This is a genomic window from Microbacterium sp. LWO14-1.2, assembly GCF_038397715.1.
GTDB lineage: Bacteria > Actinomycetota > Actinomycetes > Actinomycetales > Microbacteriaceae > Microbacterium.
The window spans coordinates 99,636-117,035 of record NZ_CP151633.1; the positions used below are offsets into that span (position 1 = coordinate 99,636).

General features: G+C 69.3%; 16 protein-coding genes and 1 tRNA gene. 9 read left to right on the forward strand and 8 right to left on the reverse strand.

Annotated elements, in window-relative coordinates; genetic code table 11:
* Positions 1-5: 5 nt before the first annotated feature.
* The 6 genes from MRBLWO14_RS00545 to MRBLWO14_RS00570 all read left to right on the forward strand — a co-directional run bounded on the left by MRBLWO14_RS00545 (position 6) and on the right by MRBLWO14_RS00570 (position 4,092).
* Positions 6-81: transfer RNA gene (locus MRBLWO14_RS00545), tRNA-His, on the forward strand.
* Positions 82-178: 97 nt separating this feature from the next.
* On the forward strand, positions 179-2,290 hold the full coding sequence (locus tag MRBLWO14_RS00550; protein ID WP_341934550.1) for a heavy metal translocating P-type ATPase: 2,112 nt from the start codon (positions 179-181) through the stop codon (positions 2,288-2,290).
* Positions 2,291-2,299: 9 nt separating this feature from the next.
* On the forward strand, positions 2,300-2,929 hold the full coding sequence (locus MRBLWO14_RS00555; RefSeq protein ID WP_341934551.1) for a LysE family transporter: 630 nt from the start codon (positions 2,300-2,302) through the stop codon (positions 2,927-2,929).
* 34 nt (positions 2,930-2,963) lie between these two features.
* Positions 2,964-3,311 (forward strand): metallopeptidase family protein, encoded by a 348-nt coding sequence (locus tag MRBLWO14_RS00560; RefSeq protein WP_341934552.1) that lies wholly within the window; start codon positions 2,964-2,966, stop codon positions 3,309-3,311.
* Positions 3,308-3,601 carry an ATP-dependent Clp protease adapter ClpS gene (gene clpS / locus MRBLWO14_RS00565; protein ID WP_341934553.1) on the forward strand — a complete coding sequence of 98 codons (294 nt, stop codon included), beginning with the start codon at positions 3,308-3,310 and terminating at the stop codon, positions 3,599-3,601. Before MRBLWO14_RS00560 ends, clpS begins: the two co-directional genes overlap by 4 nt.
* Positions 3,602-3,627: 26 nt before the next feature.
* Positions 3,628-4,092: a DUF2017 family protein gene (locus tag MRBLWO14_RS00570; RefSeq protein WP_341934554.1), complete on the forward strand. Its 465-nt coding sequence runs from the start codon at positions 3,628-3,630 to the stop codon at positions 4,090-4,092.
* A 3-nt stretch (positions 4,093-4,095) separates the two neighbouring features.
* Here MRBLWO14_RS00570 and MRBLWO14_RS00575 read toward each other — a convergent pair whose 3' ends face one another.
* The 6 genes from MRBLWO14_RS00575 to gatC form a co-directional block, all read right to left on the reverse strand.
* On the reverse strand, positions 4,096-4,677 hold the full coding sequence (locus MRBLWO14_RS00575; RefSeq protein ID WP_341934555.1) for a hypothetical protein: 582 nt from the start codon (positions 4,675-4,677) through the stop codon (positions 4,096-4,098).
* The gene (locus MRBLWO14_RS00580; protein WP_144877562.1) at positions 4,661-4,978 is read right to left on the reverse strand and encodes a hypothetical protein; all 318 of its coding nucleotides are present in this window, start codon (positions 4,976-4,978) and stop codon (positions 4,661-4,663) included. Before MRBLWO14_RS00580 ends, MRBLWO14_RS00575 begins: the two co-directional genes overlap by 17 nt.
* Positions 4,979-5,016: 38 nt before the next feature.
* A complete protein-coding gene (locus tag MRBLWO14_RS00585; RefSeq protein ID WP_341934556.1) occupies positions 5,017-6,273 on the reverse strand; it encodes a DNA polymerase IV in 1,257 nt (418 codons plus the stop codon).
* A 72-nt stretch (positions 6,274-6,345) separates the two neighbouring features.
* Positions 6,346-7,860, reverse strand: a complete 1,515-nt coding sequence (gene gatB / locus MRBLWO14_RS00590) for an Asp-tRNA(Asn)/Glu-tRNA(Gln) amidotransferase subunit GatB (RefSeq protein ID WP_341934557.1) — start codon at positions 7,858-7,860, stop codon at positions 6,346-6,348.
* On the reverse strand, positions 7,860-9,377 hold the full coding sequence (gatA, locus tag MRBLWO14_RS00595) for an Asp-tRNA(Asn)/Glu-tRNA(Gln) amidotransferase subunit GatA (RefSeq protein WP_341934558.1): 1,518 nt from the start codon (positions 9,375-9,377) through the stop codon (positions 7,860-7,862). The genes gatB and gatA overlap by 1 nt, the downstream gene beginning before the upstream one ends.
* Positions 9,374-9,673 (reverse strand): Asp-tRNA(Asn)/Glu-tRNA(Gln) amidotransferase subunit GatC, encoded by a 300-nt coding sequence (gatC, locus tag MRBLWO14_RS00600; protein ID WP_341934559.1) that lies wholly within the window; start codon positions 9,671-9,673, stop codon positions 9,374-9,376. Before gatC ends, gatA begins: the two co-directional genes overlap by 4 nt.
* Positions 9,674-9,741: 68 nt before the next feature.
* Here gatC and MRBLWO14_RS00605 point away from each other — a divergent pair, with 68 nt between their 5' ends.
* From MRBLWO14_RS00605 to MRBLWO14_RS00615, 3 genes are read left to right on the forward strand one after another with little or no spacing between them, the layout of a single operon-like run.
* Positions 9,742-11,442 (forward strand): long-chain-fatty-acid--CoA ligase, encoded by a 1,701-nt coding sequence (locus tag MRBLWO14_RS00605; RefSeq protein WP_341934560.1) that lies wholly within the window; start codon positions 9,742-9,744, stop codon positions 11,440-11,442.
* A gap of 47 nt (positions 11,443-11,489) precedes the next feature.
* The gene (locus tag MRBLWO14_RS00610; protein WP_341934561.1) at positions 11,490-13,319 is read left to right on the forward strand and encodes a DEAD/DEAH box helicase; all 1,830 of its coding nucleotides are present in this window, start codon (positions 11,490-11,492) and stop codon (positions 13,317-13,319) included.
* A 37-nt stretch (positions 13,320-13,356) separates the two neighbouring features.
* Positions 13,357-13,929: a GNAT family N-acetyltransferase gene (locus MRBLWO14_RS00615; RefSeq protein WP_341934562.1), complete on the forward strand. Its 573-nt coding sequence runs from the start codon at positions 13,357-13,359 to the stop codon at positions 13,927-13,929.
* A gap of 15 nt (positions 13,930-13,944) precedes the next feature.
* Here the strand turns inward: MRBLWO14_RS00615 and ligA are convergent, their stop codons facing one another.
* Together ligA and mnmA are read right to left on the reverse strand one after the other, a co-directional pair.
* Positions 13,945-16,260 carry an NAD-dependent DNA ligase LigA gene (gene ligA / locus MRBLWO14_RS00620; RefSeq protein ID WP_341934563.1) on the reverse strand — a complete coding sequence of 772 codons (2,316 nt, stop codon included), beginning with the start codon at positions 16,258-16,260 and terminating at the stop codon, positions 13,945-13,947.
* Positions 16,261-16,299: 39 nt separating this feature from the next.
* Positions 16,300-17,397 carry a tRNA 2-thiouridine(34) synthase MnmA gene (mnmA, locus tag MRBLWO14_RS00625; protein WP_341934564.1) on the reverse strand — a complete coding sequence of 366 codons (1,098 nt, stop codon included), beginning with the start codon at positions 17,395-17,397 and terminating at the stop codon, positions 16,300-16,302.
* Positions 17,398-17,400 lie beyond the last annotated feature (3 nt).

Genomic DNA, 17,400 nt, shown 5'->3' on the forward strand with positions numbered 1-17,400 from the left:
ACATGGTGGGTATAGCTCAGCTGGTAGAGCGCTGGCTTGTGGTGCCGGATGTCGCGGGTTCGAGTCCCGTTACTCACCCCACGAAGGCCCGGGTCGTTGACCCGGGCCTTTTTCTTCCCCGTTGGAATACCCCCTGGGGGTATTCTGTTGTGATCGATGCAGAGAACGGAGATTCCTGATGATGCACGATCACACCCCGGAACACGTCCGCGCGGATCGCCCCGACGCTGGTCCTCACGACCACGACCACGTCCGCGCCGAGCACCACGACCACGCGGACCACGCCGGACGCCACGACCACGCCGGACATACAGAGCGCTTCCGCCGTCTTTTCTGGCTGATGCTCGTGATCGCGGTCCCCGTCGTCGCGACCTCGCCGATGTTCGCGATGATCCTCGGCTACGACGTCCCGTCCTGGGCTCGCTGGGTATCCCCCGTGCTGGGATCCGTGATGTACGTCTGGGGCGGCGCTCCCTTCCTCACCGGCGCCGTCGCAGAACTGCGCTCGCGGCGACCGGGCATGATGCTCCTGATCGGCCTCGCGATCACCGTCGCGTTCGCCGCCTCGTGGGGCGCCAGCCTCGGTGTCCTCCACCACGAGCTCGAGTTCTGGTGGGAGCTCGCCCTCCTGATCGTCATCATGCTGCTCGGGCACTGGATCGAGATGCGTTCCCTCGCGCAGACCACGTCGGCCCTCGACTCGCTCGCGGCGTTGCTGCCCGACGAGGCCGAGCGCGTCGACGGTGCGACCACCGTCGTCGTGTCGCCGAGCGACCTGCGGGTGGGCGACGTCGTCGTCGTCCGCCCCGGCGGACGCGTACCGGCTGACGGCCGTGTCACCCAGGGCTCTGCGAGCGTCGACGAATCGATGATCACCGGGGAGTCGAAGACGGTCGATCGCGGTGTGGGCGACGCCGTCGTGGCGGGTACCGTCGCCACAGACTCCGGCATCCGGGTCGAGGTGACCGCCGTCGGCGCCGACACGACACTGGCCGGGATCCAGAAGCTGGTGTCCGACGCCCAGTCGTCATCGTCGAGAGCTCAGCGCATCGCAGACAGAGCAGCCGCCTGGCTGTTCTGGTTCGCGCTGGGCGCCGCCGCCATCACCGCCGCGGCCTGGTCGATCGTGGGTCTTCCCGACGAGGCCGTGGTGCGCACGATCACCGTCCTCGTGATCGCCTGCCCGCACGCTCTGGGACTCGCGATCCCGCTCGTGGTCTCGATCGCGACCGAGCGTGCGGCCAGGGCCGGGGTCCTCGTGAAGGACCGGCTCGCTCTCGAGACGATGCACACCATCGACACCGTGCTGTTCGACAAGACCGGCACGCTCACCGCAGGAAGGCCCGAGGTCACCGCTGTCAGCACGGCGACCGGCTTCGTCGAAGACGAGGTGCTCGCCGCTGCCGCCGCCGCGGAGATCGACTCCGAGCACCCGCTGGCCACGGCCATCGTCGCCGCCGCGGAGGCGCGTGGACTCTCCGTCCCGTCCGCGTCCGACTTCCACTCATCCCCCGCCGTCGGCGTGAGCGCCGCCGTCGAGGGCCAGCACGTAGCCGTGGGCGGACCGCGTCTGCTCGCTGGTGAAGGACTGTCCGAGCTCCCGGCCGCGCAGGCATGGCGCTCCGAGGGCGCGATCATCCTGCATGTCGTGATCGACCACCGGGTGGCCGGTGCGCTGCGGCTCGCCGACGCCGTCCGCCCGGAGTCGACCGTCGCCGTCGCAGCGCTCCAGGAGCGCGGCATCGACGTCGTGATGGTCACGGGCGACGCCGAGGCTGTTGCGCAGCACGTGGCCGCCGATCTCGGCATCCGCCGGGTGTTCGCGGGCGTGCGTCCTGAGGACAAGGCCTCCACCGTCCGTGAACTGCAGTCGGAAGGCCGTCGCGTCGCCATGGTCGGGGATGGCGTCAACGACGCGCCGGCGCTTGCGCAGGCCGACGTCGGTCTCGCGATCGGCGCGGGCACAGACGTGGCGATCGCCTCGGCGGGAGTGATCCTGGCGTCAGACGACCCGCGCACCGTGGTCTCCGTGATCGAGCTGTCGCGGGCGGGGTACCGGAAGATGACGCAGAACCTCTGGTGGGCCGCGGGCTACAACCTCCTGTCCGTGCCGCTGGCCGCCGGCATCCTCGCGCCGGTCGGGTTCGTTCTCCCGATGTCCGTCGGGGCGATCCTCATGTCACTGTCGACCATCGTCGTCGCACTCAACGCCCAGCTGCTTCGCCGGCTCGACCTGAGGCCGGGTTCGGTCGTGCCGCGCAGGTCTGAGAGTTCCCACCGGCAGCCCTAGACTTGCGAGGTGTCGCCGGCAGTCTGGTTCTCGCTCCTCCTCGCCTGCGTCGTGATCAGCTTCACGCCGGGAGCGGGCGCCATCAACACGATGTCGAACGCCTTGAACCAGGGGTGGATGCGTTCGATCTGGGGCATCGTCGGCCAGCAGCTCGCTCTCATCGTCCACGTCGTGATCGTGGCCGCCGGGGTGGGCCTCCTCGTGTCCCGATCCGAGGTGCTGTTCACGGTGATCCGTTACGCCGGGGCGGCCTACCTGGTCTATCTGGGCGTTCGGCTGATCGTGACGCGTCCCTCGACCGCTGCAGACATCGATGCGCAGGGCGCGCCTTCCCGCGAGGGTCACTGGTCGATGATCCGCCGAGGATTCTGGGTGAATCTCCTCAACCCCAAGGCGATCGTCTTCTTCCTGGCGTTCATCCCGCAGTTCATCCGCCTCGACGAGCCGCAGCTGCCGCAGTACCTCGTTCTCATCACGACGGTGATCGTCGTCGACATCCTCGTCATGTGGGGCTTCTTCGCCGCCGCCGCTCGCCCGTTCCGTCGTTTCACCCGCTCGGCACGCGGACAGCGCACACTCAACACGGTGTTCGGAGTGCTCTTCATCGGAGTCGCCGCCCTGCTCGCGTTCCTGCACTGACCGTCGTCGGCCGAGCGGCAATAGGCTGGCAGGGATGGACATGACTGCCGACGCCTTCGAGGAACTCGTCGTCGACGAACTCGACCGCCTTCCCGATGACATGGTCGAGGGACTCGACAACGTCGTCTTCGTCGTGGAGGACCGCCCGGAGGACGGGAGCCTGGATCTCCTCGGACTGTACGACGGCCTCGCGCTCACTGAGCGCACGCAGTACGGCATGGGCGAGCTGCCCGACCGCATCGTCGTCTACCGGGAGCCGCATCTCGCCGCGTGCGACGACGAAGACGAGCTGCGCGACGAGGTCCACACCACCCTCGTGCACGAGATCGCGCACTTCTACGGCATCGACGACGAGCAGCTGCACGAACTGGGGTGGGCATGAGTCCGCTCGCCACCCCCGAGATCGACGAGCAGGTCGAGTTGAGCGCAGCCCCCTTGGAGCCATGGGAGGTCGTGGTGTGGAACGACCCCGTGAACCTCATGAGCTACGTGGTGCGGGTGTTCCGCACGTACTTCGGGTACTCGACCGAACGGGCCACTCAGCTGATGCTCGCCGTGCACCACGAGGGGCACGCGATCGTCGCGACAGGACCGCGCGAGACCATGGAGGTGCATGCGCAGGCCATGCACGACTACGGACTCTGGGCCACGGTGCGGAAGGTCGCCTCGTGAGTGCCGAACGACGAGTGACTCTGCAGATGGCTGTGATCGAGGGGCACCAGCTCGTCCAGCTGCTGGACGATCTCATCGACCTCCTCGGCGTCGATCGCGATCCCTCCGACACCGCGATCGAGAGGTTGACGCCGAGCGCCTATCCCGACGACGACGAGGCCGCTCGCGCATTCCGGTCGGCGACCGCCGACGACCTCATCGACCGCCGTCGTACCGACGCGGTCACCGTGCGCACGACGATCGCCTCGTCGCTCCCGGGCGCGAAGGCCGCCCCGGAGGAAGACGCGTTCGCGCAGATCGACGTGATGGCGACCTCCTCCGATCTGGACGCCTGGATGCGGACGCTCACCGCACTCCGGTTGGTCATCGCCGAACGCCTCGGGATCGAGTCCGACGACGAGCACGACCCCGACGACCCGCGATACGGGGTCTACGACTGGCTCGGCTATCGGCTCGAGCTCGTGGTGCAGGCAGCGGACCGTCTGGGCTGACGATCAGGGGACGGTCACGACGCGCGTCGCCAGCGCCCGAGGGGCGTCCCTCCGCACGTGCTCGTCCTCCTGAGCTGCCCACCGGTCCCAGTGCGGGCGGTACGTGTCGCCGTCGCGCGACAACGCCCGCGCCTTCCGTCCCCGCTCCGCCGACTCGACCCACACCGTCACATCCGCGATCTTCGCCGTCGCGGGAGTGAGGATGCCGCTGCCCTCGACGAGCAGGCTGAGAGCGGGATCCACGGCATGGCTCTCGGCATCCGCCTCGCTCTCCCAATCCCAGCGCCGCCAACTCCCGAGCAGGCCGCGACCGTGAGGCCTGAGGATGCCGTCGAGAGCGCGCTCCGCGCCCGCATCGAGACCGTCCCACCCGGGATAGATCGAGTCGAGGGCGATCGACTGCACGCGACCCTGTACGGGCCAGCGCTCGACGAGCATACGTGCGAGCGTCGTCTTGCCCGCCCCGCTCCGCCCGTCGATCAGGACGACCGGATTCGACACCGCCAGATCGCGGATGTCGCCGACGAGCACCGTCGCGGCATGCTCGAGAGCACCCGCGACGGCATCGTCACTTCTTGAGGGCACGGATGATGCGGGAGAGCGCCCGTCCGGCCACCCACACGAAGGGCACGGCCACGACGAGCAAGGTCACGATGTTCGGCTCGAAGCGAAGCCCCTCCTCGCGGCGCACATACACACCGACGGGCACCGACACGCCACCGCCACCGCCACCCTCCGCGCCGTCTCCGCTTCCTCCGCCGAAGCCGGAGTAGGTGAACGCCACGGGTGTGATGCTCACGCCGTCGACGTCCTGCGGCTCACCGTAGGCGGTCTTGACCCCGAAGGACGCGGCCTGCTTTCCGAGTTCCAGTGCAATGTTGGGCATGGGTCCACGCTAGTCCAGGCGCCGTCGCCGCGCAGGGGTCAATCGACGCCGTGGGCTTTCGGATGCTGCGCCGCGCCGCGCCCGTCTCCGCGCCCGAGGTGCCTGGCGCGCGTGATGGTCGCGGAGCCGAATCGCGCGACGGCGTCGTCCATGGCACCTTCGACGCGCCGCCAGTCCTCGTCCTCGTCCCAGAGCCCGAAACCGCCTGCGCCCGCCGGGCGGAGCTTCTCGGCCCGCACGCCGACGAGCCGCACCGGGTCGCGTCGGTCGATCTGCGCGAACAGCGCCTGCGCCGCCTCTCCGATGCGCTGCCCGACGGCCGTGGGCTCGGCGAGCGTCTGCGATCGGGTGAGGGTGCGGAAGTCGTCGAAGCGGACCTTGATCGACACCGTGCCGGTCTCCCACTCGGCCTTGCGAAGCCGCGCTGCGACCCGGTCCGCCAGGCGCAGCAGCTCCGCCTTCAAGAACTCGCGGTCGGTGATGTCGGCGTCGAACGTCTCCTCGTGGCCGATGCTCTTCTCGATGCGCTCCGTCTCGACCGCCCTGGCGTCCTCTCCGCGGGAGAGTTGCGACAGGCGCGTGCCGAGAGCGGGTCCGACGGCGCGGTCCAGCATTTCACGCGACGACTCGCGGATGTCGCGGATCGTGCGGATGCCGCGTCCCTCCAGCGCTTCGGCGGCCTTCGGGCCGACGCCCCACAGTGCGCGCACAGGCCGTGGATCGAGGAACGACTGCGTATCGGCCGCGGCGACGACGAGCATCCCGTCGGGCTTCGCGATCGTCGACGCCATCTTCGCGACGTGCTTGGTCGAGGCGACGCCCACGCTGCAGGTGATGCCGACCTCCTCGAAGACGCGCCTGCGCACCAGTTCCGCCACCTGGACGGGGCTCCCCCACAGACGGCGAACGCCTCGCACGTCGAGGAAGGCCTCGTCGACGGAGAGGGGTTCCACGAGCGGCGTGATCGACTCGAAGACCGACATGACCTGACGAGAGACGGCCTGGTAACGGTGGAAGTGCGGCGGTACGATGCGGGCGGACGGGCAGAGGCGCAGCGCCTGCGACACCGGCATCGCCGAGCGCACGCCGTAGCGTCGGGCCTCATAGGACGCGCTGGACACGACCGAGCGTCCGTCGGGCGAACCGATGATCAGCGGGAGACCACGGAGGCTCGGGTCATCCAGAACCTCGACCGCTGCGTAGAACGCATCCATGTCGACGTGCAGGATGCCGGTTCCCGTGTCGTCGGCGTCCGCCGTCGACACGAGGCGCCCTCTGCCGTCACCGTGACCCATGAGACCATTCTTCCTCGGGCCGCCGACATGCGGGGCGGGCCCGGCCGCCCTCGAGCGGCCGAGCCCGTGATGTCATTGCGCGGCGCGCTCCAGCACCAGCTCGCGCACGCGCGCGGCGTCGGCCTGGCCCTTCATCGCCTTCATGACGGCGCCGATGACCGCACCGGCCGCCTGCACCTTGCCGTCCTTGATCTTCGCGAGGATGTCAGGCTGCGCGGCGAGGGCCTCGTCGATCGCCGCGATCAGCGCTCCGTCGTCGGAGACGACAGCGAGACCCCGTGCATCGACGATCTCCTGCGGTGTGCCTTCGCCCGCGATGACGCCCTCGAGCACCTGGCGAGCGAGCTTGTCGGTGAGCGTTCCCGCGTCGACGAGCTTCTGGAGTGCGGCGACGTTCTCGGGCGACACGAGCTCGGTCGCGTCCTTCTCCTGCGCGTTCGCGAGACGCGTGATCTCACCCGTCCACCACTTGCGGGCGGTCGCCGGGGTCGCGCCCGCCGCGACGGTCGCCTCGACGACCTCGACGAGGCCGCCGTTGCGCACGTCCTGGAACTCCAGGTCGGTGAAGCCCCACTCCGCCATCAGCCGGCGGCGCCGGGCGACCGGCTGCTCGGGCAGGGCCGCTCGCAGTTCCTCGATGAGCTCAGGCGCCGGCTCGACCGGGAGCAGGTCGGGCTCGGGGAAGTAGCGGTAGTCGTCGGCATCCGACTTCGGACGCCCCGGCGAGGTCGTGCCGGTGTCCTCGTGCCAGTGGCGGGTCTCCTGCGTGATCGTCCCGCCGTCGGCGAGGATCTGCGCCTGGCGCTGGATCTCGTAGCGGACCGCACGCTCGACGGAGCGCATCGAGTTGACGTTCTTCGTCTCGGTGCGCGTACCCAGCTTCTCGGCGCCGCGGGGACGCAGCGACACGTTCGCGTCGCACCGGAGGTTGCCGCGTTCGAGACGCGCCTCGGAGATGCCCAGTCCGCGCACGATGTCACGGATCGCGGCGACGTACGCCTTCGCGACCTCGGGAGCGCGGTGCTCGGTGTCGAAGATGGTCTTCGTCACGATCTCGACGAGGGGGACGCCTGCGCGGTTGTAGTCGACGAGCGAGTACTCGGCTCCCTGGATGCGGCCGGTGGAACCACCCATGTGGGTGAGCTTGCCGGCATCCTCCTCCATGTGCGCGCGCTCGATCGGCACCTGGATGATGGTGCCGTCTTCGAGCTCGACCTCGACCGATCCCTCGAAGGCGATCGGCTCGTCGTACTGGGAGATCTGGTAGTTCTTGCCGAGATCAGGGTAGAAGTAGTTCTTCCGCGCGAACCGGCTCGACGCCGCGATCGAGCAGCCGAGCGCGAGGCCGAGGCTGATCGACGAGCGGATGGCGGTCTCGTTCACGACCGGCAGCGATCCGGGCAGGCCGAGGTCGACCGGCGCGATGAGCGTGTTGGGCTCGGCCGCGTGGTACAGCTCGTTGGCCGGGTTCGGCGCATCGGAGAACATCTTCGTGTTCGTGTTCAACTCGACGTGCACCTCGAACCCGAGCACGGGCTCGAACAGCTCGAGCGCCTTGTCGAAGTCCATGAGCTTGGCGGTGGCCATCAGCGGTTCCCTCCTGCGAGCTGGGGTGCACGGGTGAGGAGCGGAGCCCCCCAGGAGTCGAGCAGCACGGTCTCGAGCGCGGCGCCGACCTTGTACAGGCGGGCATCCTCACGCGCAGGGGCGATGAACTGGATGCCGACGGGGAGGCCGTCGTCCGACGCGAGACCGCTGGGGATCGAGATGCCCGGGACGCCGGCGAGGTTCACCGGGATCGTCGTGATGTCGTTGAGGTACATCTGCAGCGGGTCGTCGATCTTCTCCCCCAGCTTGAACGCCGTCGTGGGCGCCGAAGGGGTCGCGATGACGTCGACCTCGGCGAAGGCGTTGGCGAAGTCCTGCTGGATGAGAGTGCGCACCTTCTGCGCGCTGCCGTAGTAGGCGTCGTAGTACCCCGCCGAGAGCGCGTACGTGCCGAGGATGATCCGACGCTTCACCTCATCGCCGAATCCGGCGTCGCGCGTCGCGGACATGACGTCCTCGACCGTGGGGTTGCCGTCCGGCGTGACACGCAGCCCGAAGCGCACGGAATCGAACTTCGCCAGGTTGCTCGACGCCTCCGCGGGGAGGATCAGGTAGTACGCCGCCACGCCGTACTCGAAGTGCGGTGCGCCGATTTCGACGATCTCCGCGCCCTGGGCCTCCATGAGCGCCAGCGCGCTGCGGAAGGACTCCGCGACGCCGGGCTGGAACCCGCTGTCGGGGAGCTCGCGGATGACGCCGACCTTGAGTCCCTTGAGGACATCGCCCCGGGCACCCTCGCGGGCGGCATCGGCGAACGACGGCCAGGCGTCGGTGAGCGAGGTGGAATCCTTCGGGTCATGACCGCCGATCGCGTCGTGCAGCAGACCCGCGTCGAGCACGGTGCGGGTGACGGGACCGACCTGGTCGAGGCTCGACGCCAGCGCGATGGCGCCGTAGCGGCTCACACCGCCGTAGGTCGGCTTCACCCCGACCGTTCCCGTGACATGGGCCGGCTGCCGGATCGAGCCTCCGGTGTCGGAGCCCAGCGCGAGAGGCGCCTCGAAGGCGGCGACGGCAGCGGCGGAACCACCGCCGGATCCACCGGGGATCCGGTCGAGATCCCAGGGGTTGCGCGTCGGCCCGTACGCGGAGTGCTCGGTCGACGAACCCATGGCGAACTCGTCCATGTTGGTCTTTCCGAGCGGAACGAGGCCCGCAGCCCGTGAACGCGCGACGACCGTGGCGTCGTACGGCGAGCGGTAGCCCTCGAGGATGCGCGAGCCGCTGGTGGTCGGCTGGTCGGTGGTGACCAGGACGTCCTTGATGGCGAGCGGGACGCCGGCGATGGGTCCGAGCTGCTCCCCCGCCGCGCGACGGGCGTCGATCTCGGAGGCAGCGGCGATCGCGCCCTCGTTCACGTGCAGGAAGGCATGGACGTCGCCGTCGACCGCCGCGATCCGGTCGAGATGCGCCTGAGTGGCCTCGACGCTCGAGATCTCGCGCGCGGCGAGCTTGTCGGCGAGCTCTGCGGCGGTCAGGCGGATGATGTCGCTCACTGCTCTTCTCCCAGGATCGCGGTGACGCGGAACCGGCCGTCGGCCTGGTCCGGCGCGTTCTGGAGCACCTGCTCGTGCGTGAGCGTCTGCCCGACCTCGTCGGGTCGGAAGACGTTGCTCAGAGGGATCGGGTGGCTGGTCGCGGCGACGTCGGCCGTCGCGACCTCCGACACCTTGGCGATGTTGTCGACGATGGCGTCGAGCTGGCCCGTGAGCAGCGTCACCTCGTCGTCGTTCAGCTGGATGCGCGCGAGCACGCCGAGATGGCGCACAAGATCAGGGGTGATTTCAGACACCCCTCCAGTCTAGTTCGCGCGCGAGGCCGCTCCCGCAGAGCGCGTAACCCCCGTCCTATGCTGGGCTCGTGAGCACGTATGAGCCTCCTCGCCCGTGGATCGCCAGCTACGCCGACGGCGTCCCCGACGACCTCGCGCCGGTGTCCGGATCTCTGATCGACATCGTCGCCGCGTCGGCCCGCGACTACCCCGACGCCCCCGCACTGCAGTTCTTCGGCAGGGAGACCACCTACGCCGAGCTGCAGGCCGCGATCGACCGCGCCGCATCCGGTCTGCGCGACCTCGGAGTCCGCGCCGGCGATCCCGTCGCGATCGTGCTGCCGAACTGTCCGCAGCACATCGTCGCGTTCTACGCGGTGCTCCGACTCGGAGCCGTCGTCGTCGAGCACAACCCGCTGTACACGCCTCGCGAACTGCGCAAACAGTTCGAGGACCACGGCGCGAAGCACGCCATCGTCTGGAACAAGGTGACGGCGACCGTGCAGCGCTTCCCCGCCGACCTCGCCGTCTCGAACCTCGTCTCGGTCGACGTCACGCGCGCCATGCCCTTCCTCACACGCGTCGCCCTCCGTCTGCCGATCGCGAAAGCCCGCGAATCCCGGGCGGCCCTGACCGAGCGGGTCCGGGGAACCGTGACCTGGGAGACCCTGGTGGGTTCCGAGCCGCTGCCCGCGTCGCACCCCCGCCCGTCGACCGATGACCTGGCGATCATCCAGTACACCTCGGGAACGACGGGGACCCCCAAGGGCGCGGCGCTCACGCACCGGAACCTCCTCGCCAACGCGGCCCAGGCGCAGGCCTGGGTTCCGTCGATCCAGCGCGGCAACGGCTGCGTCGTGTACGCCGTGCTTCCGATGTTCCACGCCTACGGGTTGACCCTCTGCCTCACGTTCGCGATGTCGATGGGCGCGCGACTCGTGCTGTTCCCGAAGTTCGATCCCGCCCTCGTGCTCGACGTCATGAAGAAACACCCGGCGACCTTCCTCCCGCTCGTGCCCCCGATTGCCGATCGCCTGCTCACAGCCGCCACGGACGCGGGGGTCTCGCTCGACGGCATCGAGGTCGCGATCTCGGGCGCCATGGCGCTCCCCCATGATCTCGTCGTGCCCTTCGAGGCGGCGACCCACGGCTACCTCGTCGAGGGATACGGGCTCAGCGAGTGCTCGCCCGTGCTCATGGCCAACCCCGTCGCCGACAACCGCGTGCCGGGCACGGTCGGACTCCCGCTGCCCGGCACCGAGTGCCGCGTGGTCGACCCGGAGAATCCGACGGTCGATGTGCCGGCGGGCTCCGCCGGCGAGCTGCTCGTGCGAGGTCCCCAGGTGTTCTCCGGCTACTACGGCAAGCCGGAGGAGACCGACGCGGTCTTCGTCGGCGACTGGTTCCGCACGGGCGACATCGTGACGATCGACGACGGCGGGTTCATCCGCATCGTCGATCGCATCAAGGAGCTCATCATCACCGGCGGCTTCAACGTGGCGCCGACGGAGGTCGAGAACGCTCTGCGTCAGCATCCTCAGGTGATGGACGCAGCGGTCATCGGCCTTCCCAGCGAGCACTCCGGCGAAGAGGTCGTCGCAGCGATCGTCGTCGACCCGGCCTCCGACGTCGACGTCGAGGCGATCCGCGCCTTCGCTCGCGGCATCCTGACCCCGTACAAGGTGCCGCGCCGCGTGTTCGTCGTCGACGAGCTGCCGAAGTCGCTCATCGGCAAGGTGCTGCGTCGTCAGGTGAAGGAGAAGCTGCTGGCGCTCACGAGCGGTTCATGATCGAGAGCTCACAGGCGGCGTCCGCGGCGAGACGCTACCCTTGATCAGTGACTCCTGAAGACGCTGCGCCCACCGACGCCCCCTCGACACCCGGATTCGAGGAGCTCGGAATCACCGGGCCGGTCCTCAAAGCCATCAAGGATCTCGGTTACGAGACTCCCTCGCCCATCCAGGCCGCGACCATTCCCACCCTGCTCTCGGGCCGCGATGTCGTCGGCATGGCGCAGACCGGCACGGGCAAGACAGCGGCCTTCGCCCTGCCCGTCCTCGAGCGGCTGGACGTCGCTCAGAAGACACCGCAGGCCCTCGTGCTCGCGCCGACCCGCGAGCTCGCCCTCCAGGTCTGCGAAGCCTTCGAGTCGTACGCGTCGAAGATGAAGGGCGTGCACGTGCTGCCCGTGTACGGCGGGCAGGGCTACGGCGTGCAGCTGTCGGCACTCCGTCGCGGCGTGCACGTCGTGGTCGGCACCCCCGGCCGCATCATGGACCACCTCGCCAAGGGCACCCTCGACCTCTCCGAGCTGCAGTACCTCGTGCTCGACGAGGCCGACGAGATGCTCAAGATGGGGTTCGCCGAAGACGTCGAGCAGATCCTCGCGCAGACCCCCGTCGAGAAGCAGGTCGCCCTGTTCTCAGCCACGATGCCCGCGCAGATCCGGCGCCTGGCGCAGCAGTATCTCCGTGATCCGGAAGAGATCACGATCAAGTCCAAGACCGCCACGAACACCAACATCACGCAGCGCTACCTCGTCGTGTCGTATGCGCAGAAGGTCGATGCACTCACCCGCATCCTCGAGGTCGAGAACTTCGACGGGATGATCGTGTTCGTCCGCACCAAGAACGAGACCGAGACACTGGCCGAGAAGCTCCGCGCTCGCGGCTACTCGGCCGCCGCGATCAACGGCGACGTGCCGCAGGTGCAGCGTGAACGCAGCGTCAACCAGCTCAAGGACAGCAAGCTCGACATCCTCGTGGCGACCGACGTCGCAGCGCGTGGACTCGACGTCGAGCGCATCAGCCACGTCGTGAACTTCGACATCCCCACCGACACGGAGTCGTACGTGCACCGCATCGGCCGCACGGGGCGCGCAGGCCGTACCGGGGATGCGATCAGCTTCATCACCCCGCGCGAGCGCTACCTGCTCAAGCACATCGAGAAGGCCACCCGTCAGCAGCCGACGCAGATGCAGCTGCCCACGACCGAGGACGTCAACACGACGCGCCTCGCCCGCTTCGACGACGCGATCACGACGGCGCTCGGAGAGAGCACCCGCATCGAGAAGTTCCGCGACATCATCGCCCACTACGTGCGCAATCACGACGTGCCGGAGGCCGACGTCGCCGCCGCGCTCGCGGTCGTCGCGCAGGGCGACCAGCCGCTGCTGCTCGACCCCGAAGACGACGCCCTCGCGAAGGCGGTCGAGTACGACAACCGTCCCCCGCGCGAACGTACGACGCGCGAACCGCGGGAGAACCGCGAGCCCCGCGAACGCCGAGGCCGGGGCGACTACTCGGCCTACCGTATCGAGGTCGGCCGTCGTCACCGCGTCGAGCCCCGTCAGATCGTCGGCGCACTCGCCAACGAGGGCGGATTGGGTCGCGACGACTTCGGCGCGATCAACATCCGTCCGGACTTCTCGATCGTCGAGCTGCCCGCGAACCTCGACGCCGCCGTGCTCGAGAAGCTCCGCGACACGCGCATCTCGGGCCGGTTGATCGAGATCAAGCCCGACCGCGGCCCGGGCGCCCGGCGCGCTCCCCGAGAGGGCGGACGCGACCGCTTCGAGCGTCGCGACGATCGGCCGCGGTACGACCGTCGCGACGACCGCCCCGCACGCGATGACCGCCCGGCCCGTAAGCCTCGCCACAAGAACTGACGGGCGTTCGGCGTCCGCTGTGGGCGACGGTGACCGGATGTTGCTGATCAGAGAAGCCGCTGTCGCGGACGCGCGCGGCGTCGCCGTGGTCCACGTCGATTCGTGGCGCGCGGCCTACGTCGGTCTCATCGATCAGGCCGTGCTCGATCGGCAGAGCGTCGAGGCGCGCACGGCGATGTGGTCGACCTGGATCGAGCGCTCGCTCGTCGGCGAGGCAACCGACGGGTACGGGACGGTCGCCCACCGACTCGTCGTCGCCGAGTTCGACGGTCGGATCGTCGGCTGGGCGAGTTTCGGCGCGGGACGCGATGACGACACGACCGATCGTGGCGAGATCGCCGGTCTGTACGCGCATCCGGACGCCTGGTCGCAGGGCGTCGGTCGTGCGCTCATCGGCCACGCCGAGGACGCGTTGCGGACCGACGGATGGACCTCGGCGTACCTGTGGGTCCTCGCAGGCAACGAGCGCGCGATCGGTTTCTATCGATCCCGCGGCTGGGTGCCGGACGGCGCCGCGAAGATCGGCGAAGGCGGCAGCGTGCAGGGTCTGCACGAGCAGCGTCTCGTCAAAGACCTCACGGCGCCCGCGGACCGGGCCACCGCGGAGTGACCGCAGCTCGTCGCCTCAGTCCAGCGCGTCCGGACCCTCTGTGACGAGGATGCGGAACTGTGCGGCGTCGAGGATCCGGATGCCGAGCTCTTCGGCCTTCGCGAGCTTCGACCCCGCGCCGGGGCCGGCAGCGACGTAGTCGGTCTTCTTCGAGACGCTCGATGCAGCCCTGCCCCCGGCCTGGATGATGGCCTCCTGTGCGCCGTCGCGCGTGTAGCCATCGAGGGACCCGGTCGCCACGACCGTGAGGCCCTCCAGGACGCCTCCCTCGGCGGCGGCACCTCCGGGGCCGGGGTGACCGGGGGTCGCCCACTGCACGCCGGCTTCAGTCCACTGACGCACGATGTCCTGGTGCCAGTCGACCTCGAACCAGGCGAGGAGGGAGTCGGCGATGATGCCGCCCACCCCTTCGACAGCCGCGAGCTCGTCGCGGGACGCCGCCCGGATGGCGTCGAGCGAACCGAACCACTGCGCGAGCGCCCGGGCCGCAGACGGACCCACGTGGCGGATGTTGAGGGAGACGAGCAGACGCCAGAGGTCCTTCGTCTTGGCCTTCTCCAGCTCCGCCAGCAGCGTCACCGCCTGCGACGAGGGCTGCGGCCCCTCGATGCCCGATTTCTTCTCGGCAGCCGTGGGATTGCGACGGAACGGCGCCCGCGTCTTGACGAGGCCGTCCTCATCCTCCTTGGGCAGCCCGGTCTCGGCATCCTTGACGACGAGCTCGATCGGAACGATCTGCTCCAGCGTGAGGGCGAAGAGCCCGGCCTCGGTCTCGAGGGGCGGGGTCGACGGCGACGTCGGCTGCGTGAGCGCGGCCGCCGTCACCTCGCCGAGCGCCTCGATGTCGAGACCGCCGCGCGAGCCGATGTGCTCGACCCGGCCGCGCACCTGAGCGGGGCACGAACGGGCGTTCGGGCACCGGAGGTCGATGTCGCCCTCCTTCATCGGCCGCAGCGGGGTGCCGCACTCGGGACAGTCGGCGGGCATGACGAACTCGCGCTCTGTACCGTTGCGCTTCTCGACCACCGGACCGAGCACCTCGGGGATCACGTCTCCCGCTTTGCGGAGCACGACGGTATCGCCGATGAGGACGCCCTTCGCCTTCACGACGTCCTTGTTGTGCAGCGTCGCCTGACGGACCACCGACCCGGCGACGTGGGCCGGGGCCATCACGGCGAACGGCGTCGCACGACCCGTGCGACCGACCGACACCACGATGTCGAGCAGCGTGGTCTGCACCTCCTCCGGCGGGTACTTGTAGGCGATGGCCCATCGAGGCGCGCGGCTCGTCGCGCCCAACTCGTCGTGCAGCGCGAGCTCGTCGACCTTGACGACGATGCCGTCGAGCTCGTGCTCGATGTCGTGACGATGCTCTCCGAAGTACTCCACGAACTCGACGACCTCGTCGACCGTCGAGCAGACCCTGGTGTGCGGGCTCGTCGGCAGCCCCCACTCGGCGAGGAGGTCGTAGACCTGACTCTGCGCCGCGACGGGCGGGTTCTCCCACGCGCCGATGCCGTGGACGTAGAGATCGAGCGATTCGATGCGGAGCAGGCCCGCCTCGAGCTCCATCCCGTTCTTCTTGTCGATCTGCTGACGCAGTCCGCCGCTCGCAGCATTCCGGGGGTTGGCGAAGGAGGGGAATCGCCGAGCGGCCGCCGTGCGGGCCTTCTCCTCGTCGAAGGGCTTCTTCACGCCGCCTCGCGCGTCCCAGCGTGAGCGCGCCTCGTCGTACGCGCGCTCACGGAACTCCGCCTGCGCGGCGTTCAAGCGCTCGAACGCCGCCACGGGGATGAAGACCTCGCCGCGGACCTCCACGATGGGCGGATGCCCGGTACCGCTCAGCCGCGCCGGGATCATGGGCAGTCGCAAGGCGTTCTCGGTGACGATCTCGCCGACGCGTCCGTCTCCGCGCGTCGCGGCGGACGTCAGGCGTCCGTTCTCGTACCGGAGGTTGATCGCGAGGCCGTCGATCTTGAGTTCGGTGAGCCAGTCGACATCTCGTCCCGCTGAAGCACGGGTCTTGGCGGCCCATTCGCGGAGCTCGTCGATCGAGAAGACGTTGTCGAGGCTCAGCATGCGCTCGGCGTGCTCGATCGTCGCGAGCCCTGTGGCCTCCGCCGCGCCGACCATCTGTGTCGGAGAATCCTGCCCCTGCAGCTCCGGGTGCAGCCTTTCGAGTTCTTCGAGTCGGTGCATCCAGCCGTCGTACGTGAAGTCGTCGACGATCGAGGTGTCGCGCCCGTAGTAGGCGTCTTTGGCCTCGAGGATGCGGGTCGTCAGCTCCTCGGCCTCGGTACGGGCGTCTTCCAACGAGATGTTCTCCGGCACCCCGCCAGTCTACGAGCGGGCACCGACAAACGAAGGGGGCTACGCGCCGACCGGCACCGCTGATATCGTGCGGTCGATCGTGAACTGACCGAGCACCCGCGTGCCGATGTAGAGCACGGCGGTCTGGCCCGGGGCGACGCCGTCGAGCGGCTCGTCCGGAACCACGCGGACGCCGTCCGACTCGACGAACGCATGCGCTGCGACGGGCTCCGCGTGCGCCCGGATCTGCACGTCGCACCGGAACTCGCTCTCCGTGGGAGCCGCGCCGGCCCAGCTGAAGCGCGCGCCGGCGATCTCCCGGGTCGCGAGAGCCTCCTTCGGCCCCACGACCACGGTGTTCGACACGGGGCGCACCTCGAGCACGAACCGCGGCTTGCCGTCGGGAGCGGGAACGCCGAGCTTGAGTCCTCGGCGCTGACCGACGGTGAAGGCGTGGGCGCCCTCATGGGAACCGACGACGGCACCGGTCCTGTCGACGATCTCACCGGTCGCGGTGCCGACCTTCTCGGCCAGCCACCCGCGCGTGTCACCGTCGGGGATGAAGCAGATGTCGTGGCTGTCCGGCTTCTGCGCGACGCTGAGCCCTCTGGCCTCGGCCTCCGCCCGCACGACAGCCTTCGACGGCGTGGTCCCGAGCGGGAAGTATGTGTGAGCGAGCTGCTCCGCCGTCAGGACGCCCAGCACGTAGGACTGGTCCTTCGCGTTGTCCGCCGCTCTGTGCAGCTCGAGTCCCGACTCCGTCGACACGAGCGTGGCGTAGTGCCCGGTGCAGACCGCGTCGAAGCCGAGTTCGATCGCGCGCTCCAGCAGCGCCGCGAACTTGATCTTCTCGTTGCACCGCATGCACGGATTCGGGGTGCGTCCGGCCTGGTACTCCGACACGAAGTCGGCGATCACGTCGTCGCGGAACCGCTCGGAGAAGTCCCACACATAGAAGGGGATGCCGAGCAGATCCGCGGCGCGACGCGCGTCGAGCGCGTCCTCGATCGTGCAGCAGCCCCGGCTGCCGGTGCGCAGCGTGCCGCCGGCGCGCGAGAGCGCGAGGTGCACGCCGACGACGTCGTGCCCCGCCTCCACAGCGCGGGCGGCCGCCACGGCGGAGTCGACGCCACCGCTCATGGCCGCGAGAATCCTCATGGG

What these genes read in the sequence shown, in the direction of transcription:
- MRBLWO14_RS00550 (WP_341934550.1), top strand. Translation starts at nt 179, where the DNA reads ATGATGCACGATCACACCCCGGAACACGTCCGCGCGGATCGCCCCGAC.
- MRBLWO14_RS00560 (WP_341934552.1), top strand. Translation starts at nt 2,964, where the DNA reads ATGGACATGACTGCCGACGCCTTCGAGGAACTCGTCGTCGACGAACTC.
- clpS (WP_341934553.1), top strand. Translation starts at nt 3,308, where the DNA reads ATGAGTCCGCTCGCCACCCCCGAGATCGACGAGCAGGTCGAGTTGAGC.
- MRBLWO14_RS00570 (WP_341934554.1), top strand. Translation starts at nt 3,628, where the DNA reads ATGGCTGTGATCGAGGGGCACCAGCTCGTCCAGCTGCTGGACGATCTC.
- MRBLWO14_RS00580 (WP_144877562.1), bottom strand. Translation starts at nt 4,978, where the DNA reads ATGCCCAACATTGCACTGGAACTCGGAAAGCAGGCCGCGTCCTTCGGG.
- MRBLWO14_RS00585 (WP_341934556.1), bottom strand. Translation starts at nt 6,273, where the DNA reads ATGGGTCACGGTGACGGCAGAGGGCGCCTCGTGTCGACGGCGGACGCC.
- gatB (WP_341934557.1), bottom strand. Translation starts at nt 7,860, where the DNA reads ATGGCCACCGCCAAGCTCATGGACTTCGACAAGGCGCTCGAGCTGTTC.
- MRBLWO14_RS00615 (WP_341934562.1), top strand. Translation starts at nt 13,357, where the DNA reads ATGTTGCTGATCAGAGAAGCCGCTGTCGCGGACGCGCGCGGCGTCGCC.
- mnmA (WP_341934564.1), bottom strand. Translation starts at nt 17,397, where the DNA reads ATGAGGATTCTCGCGGCCATGAGCGGTGGCGTCGACTCCGCCGTGGCG.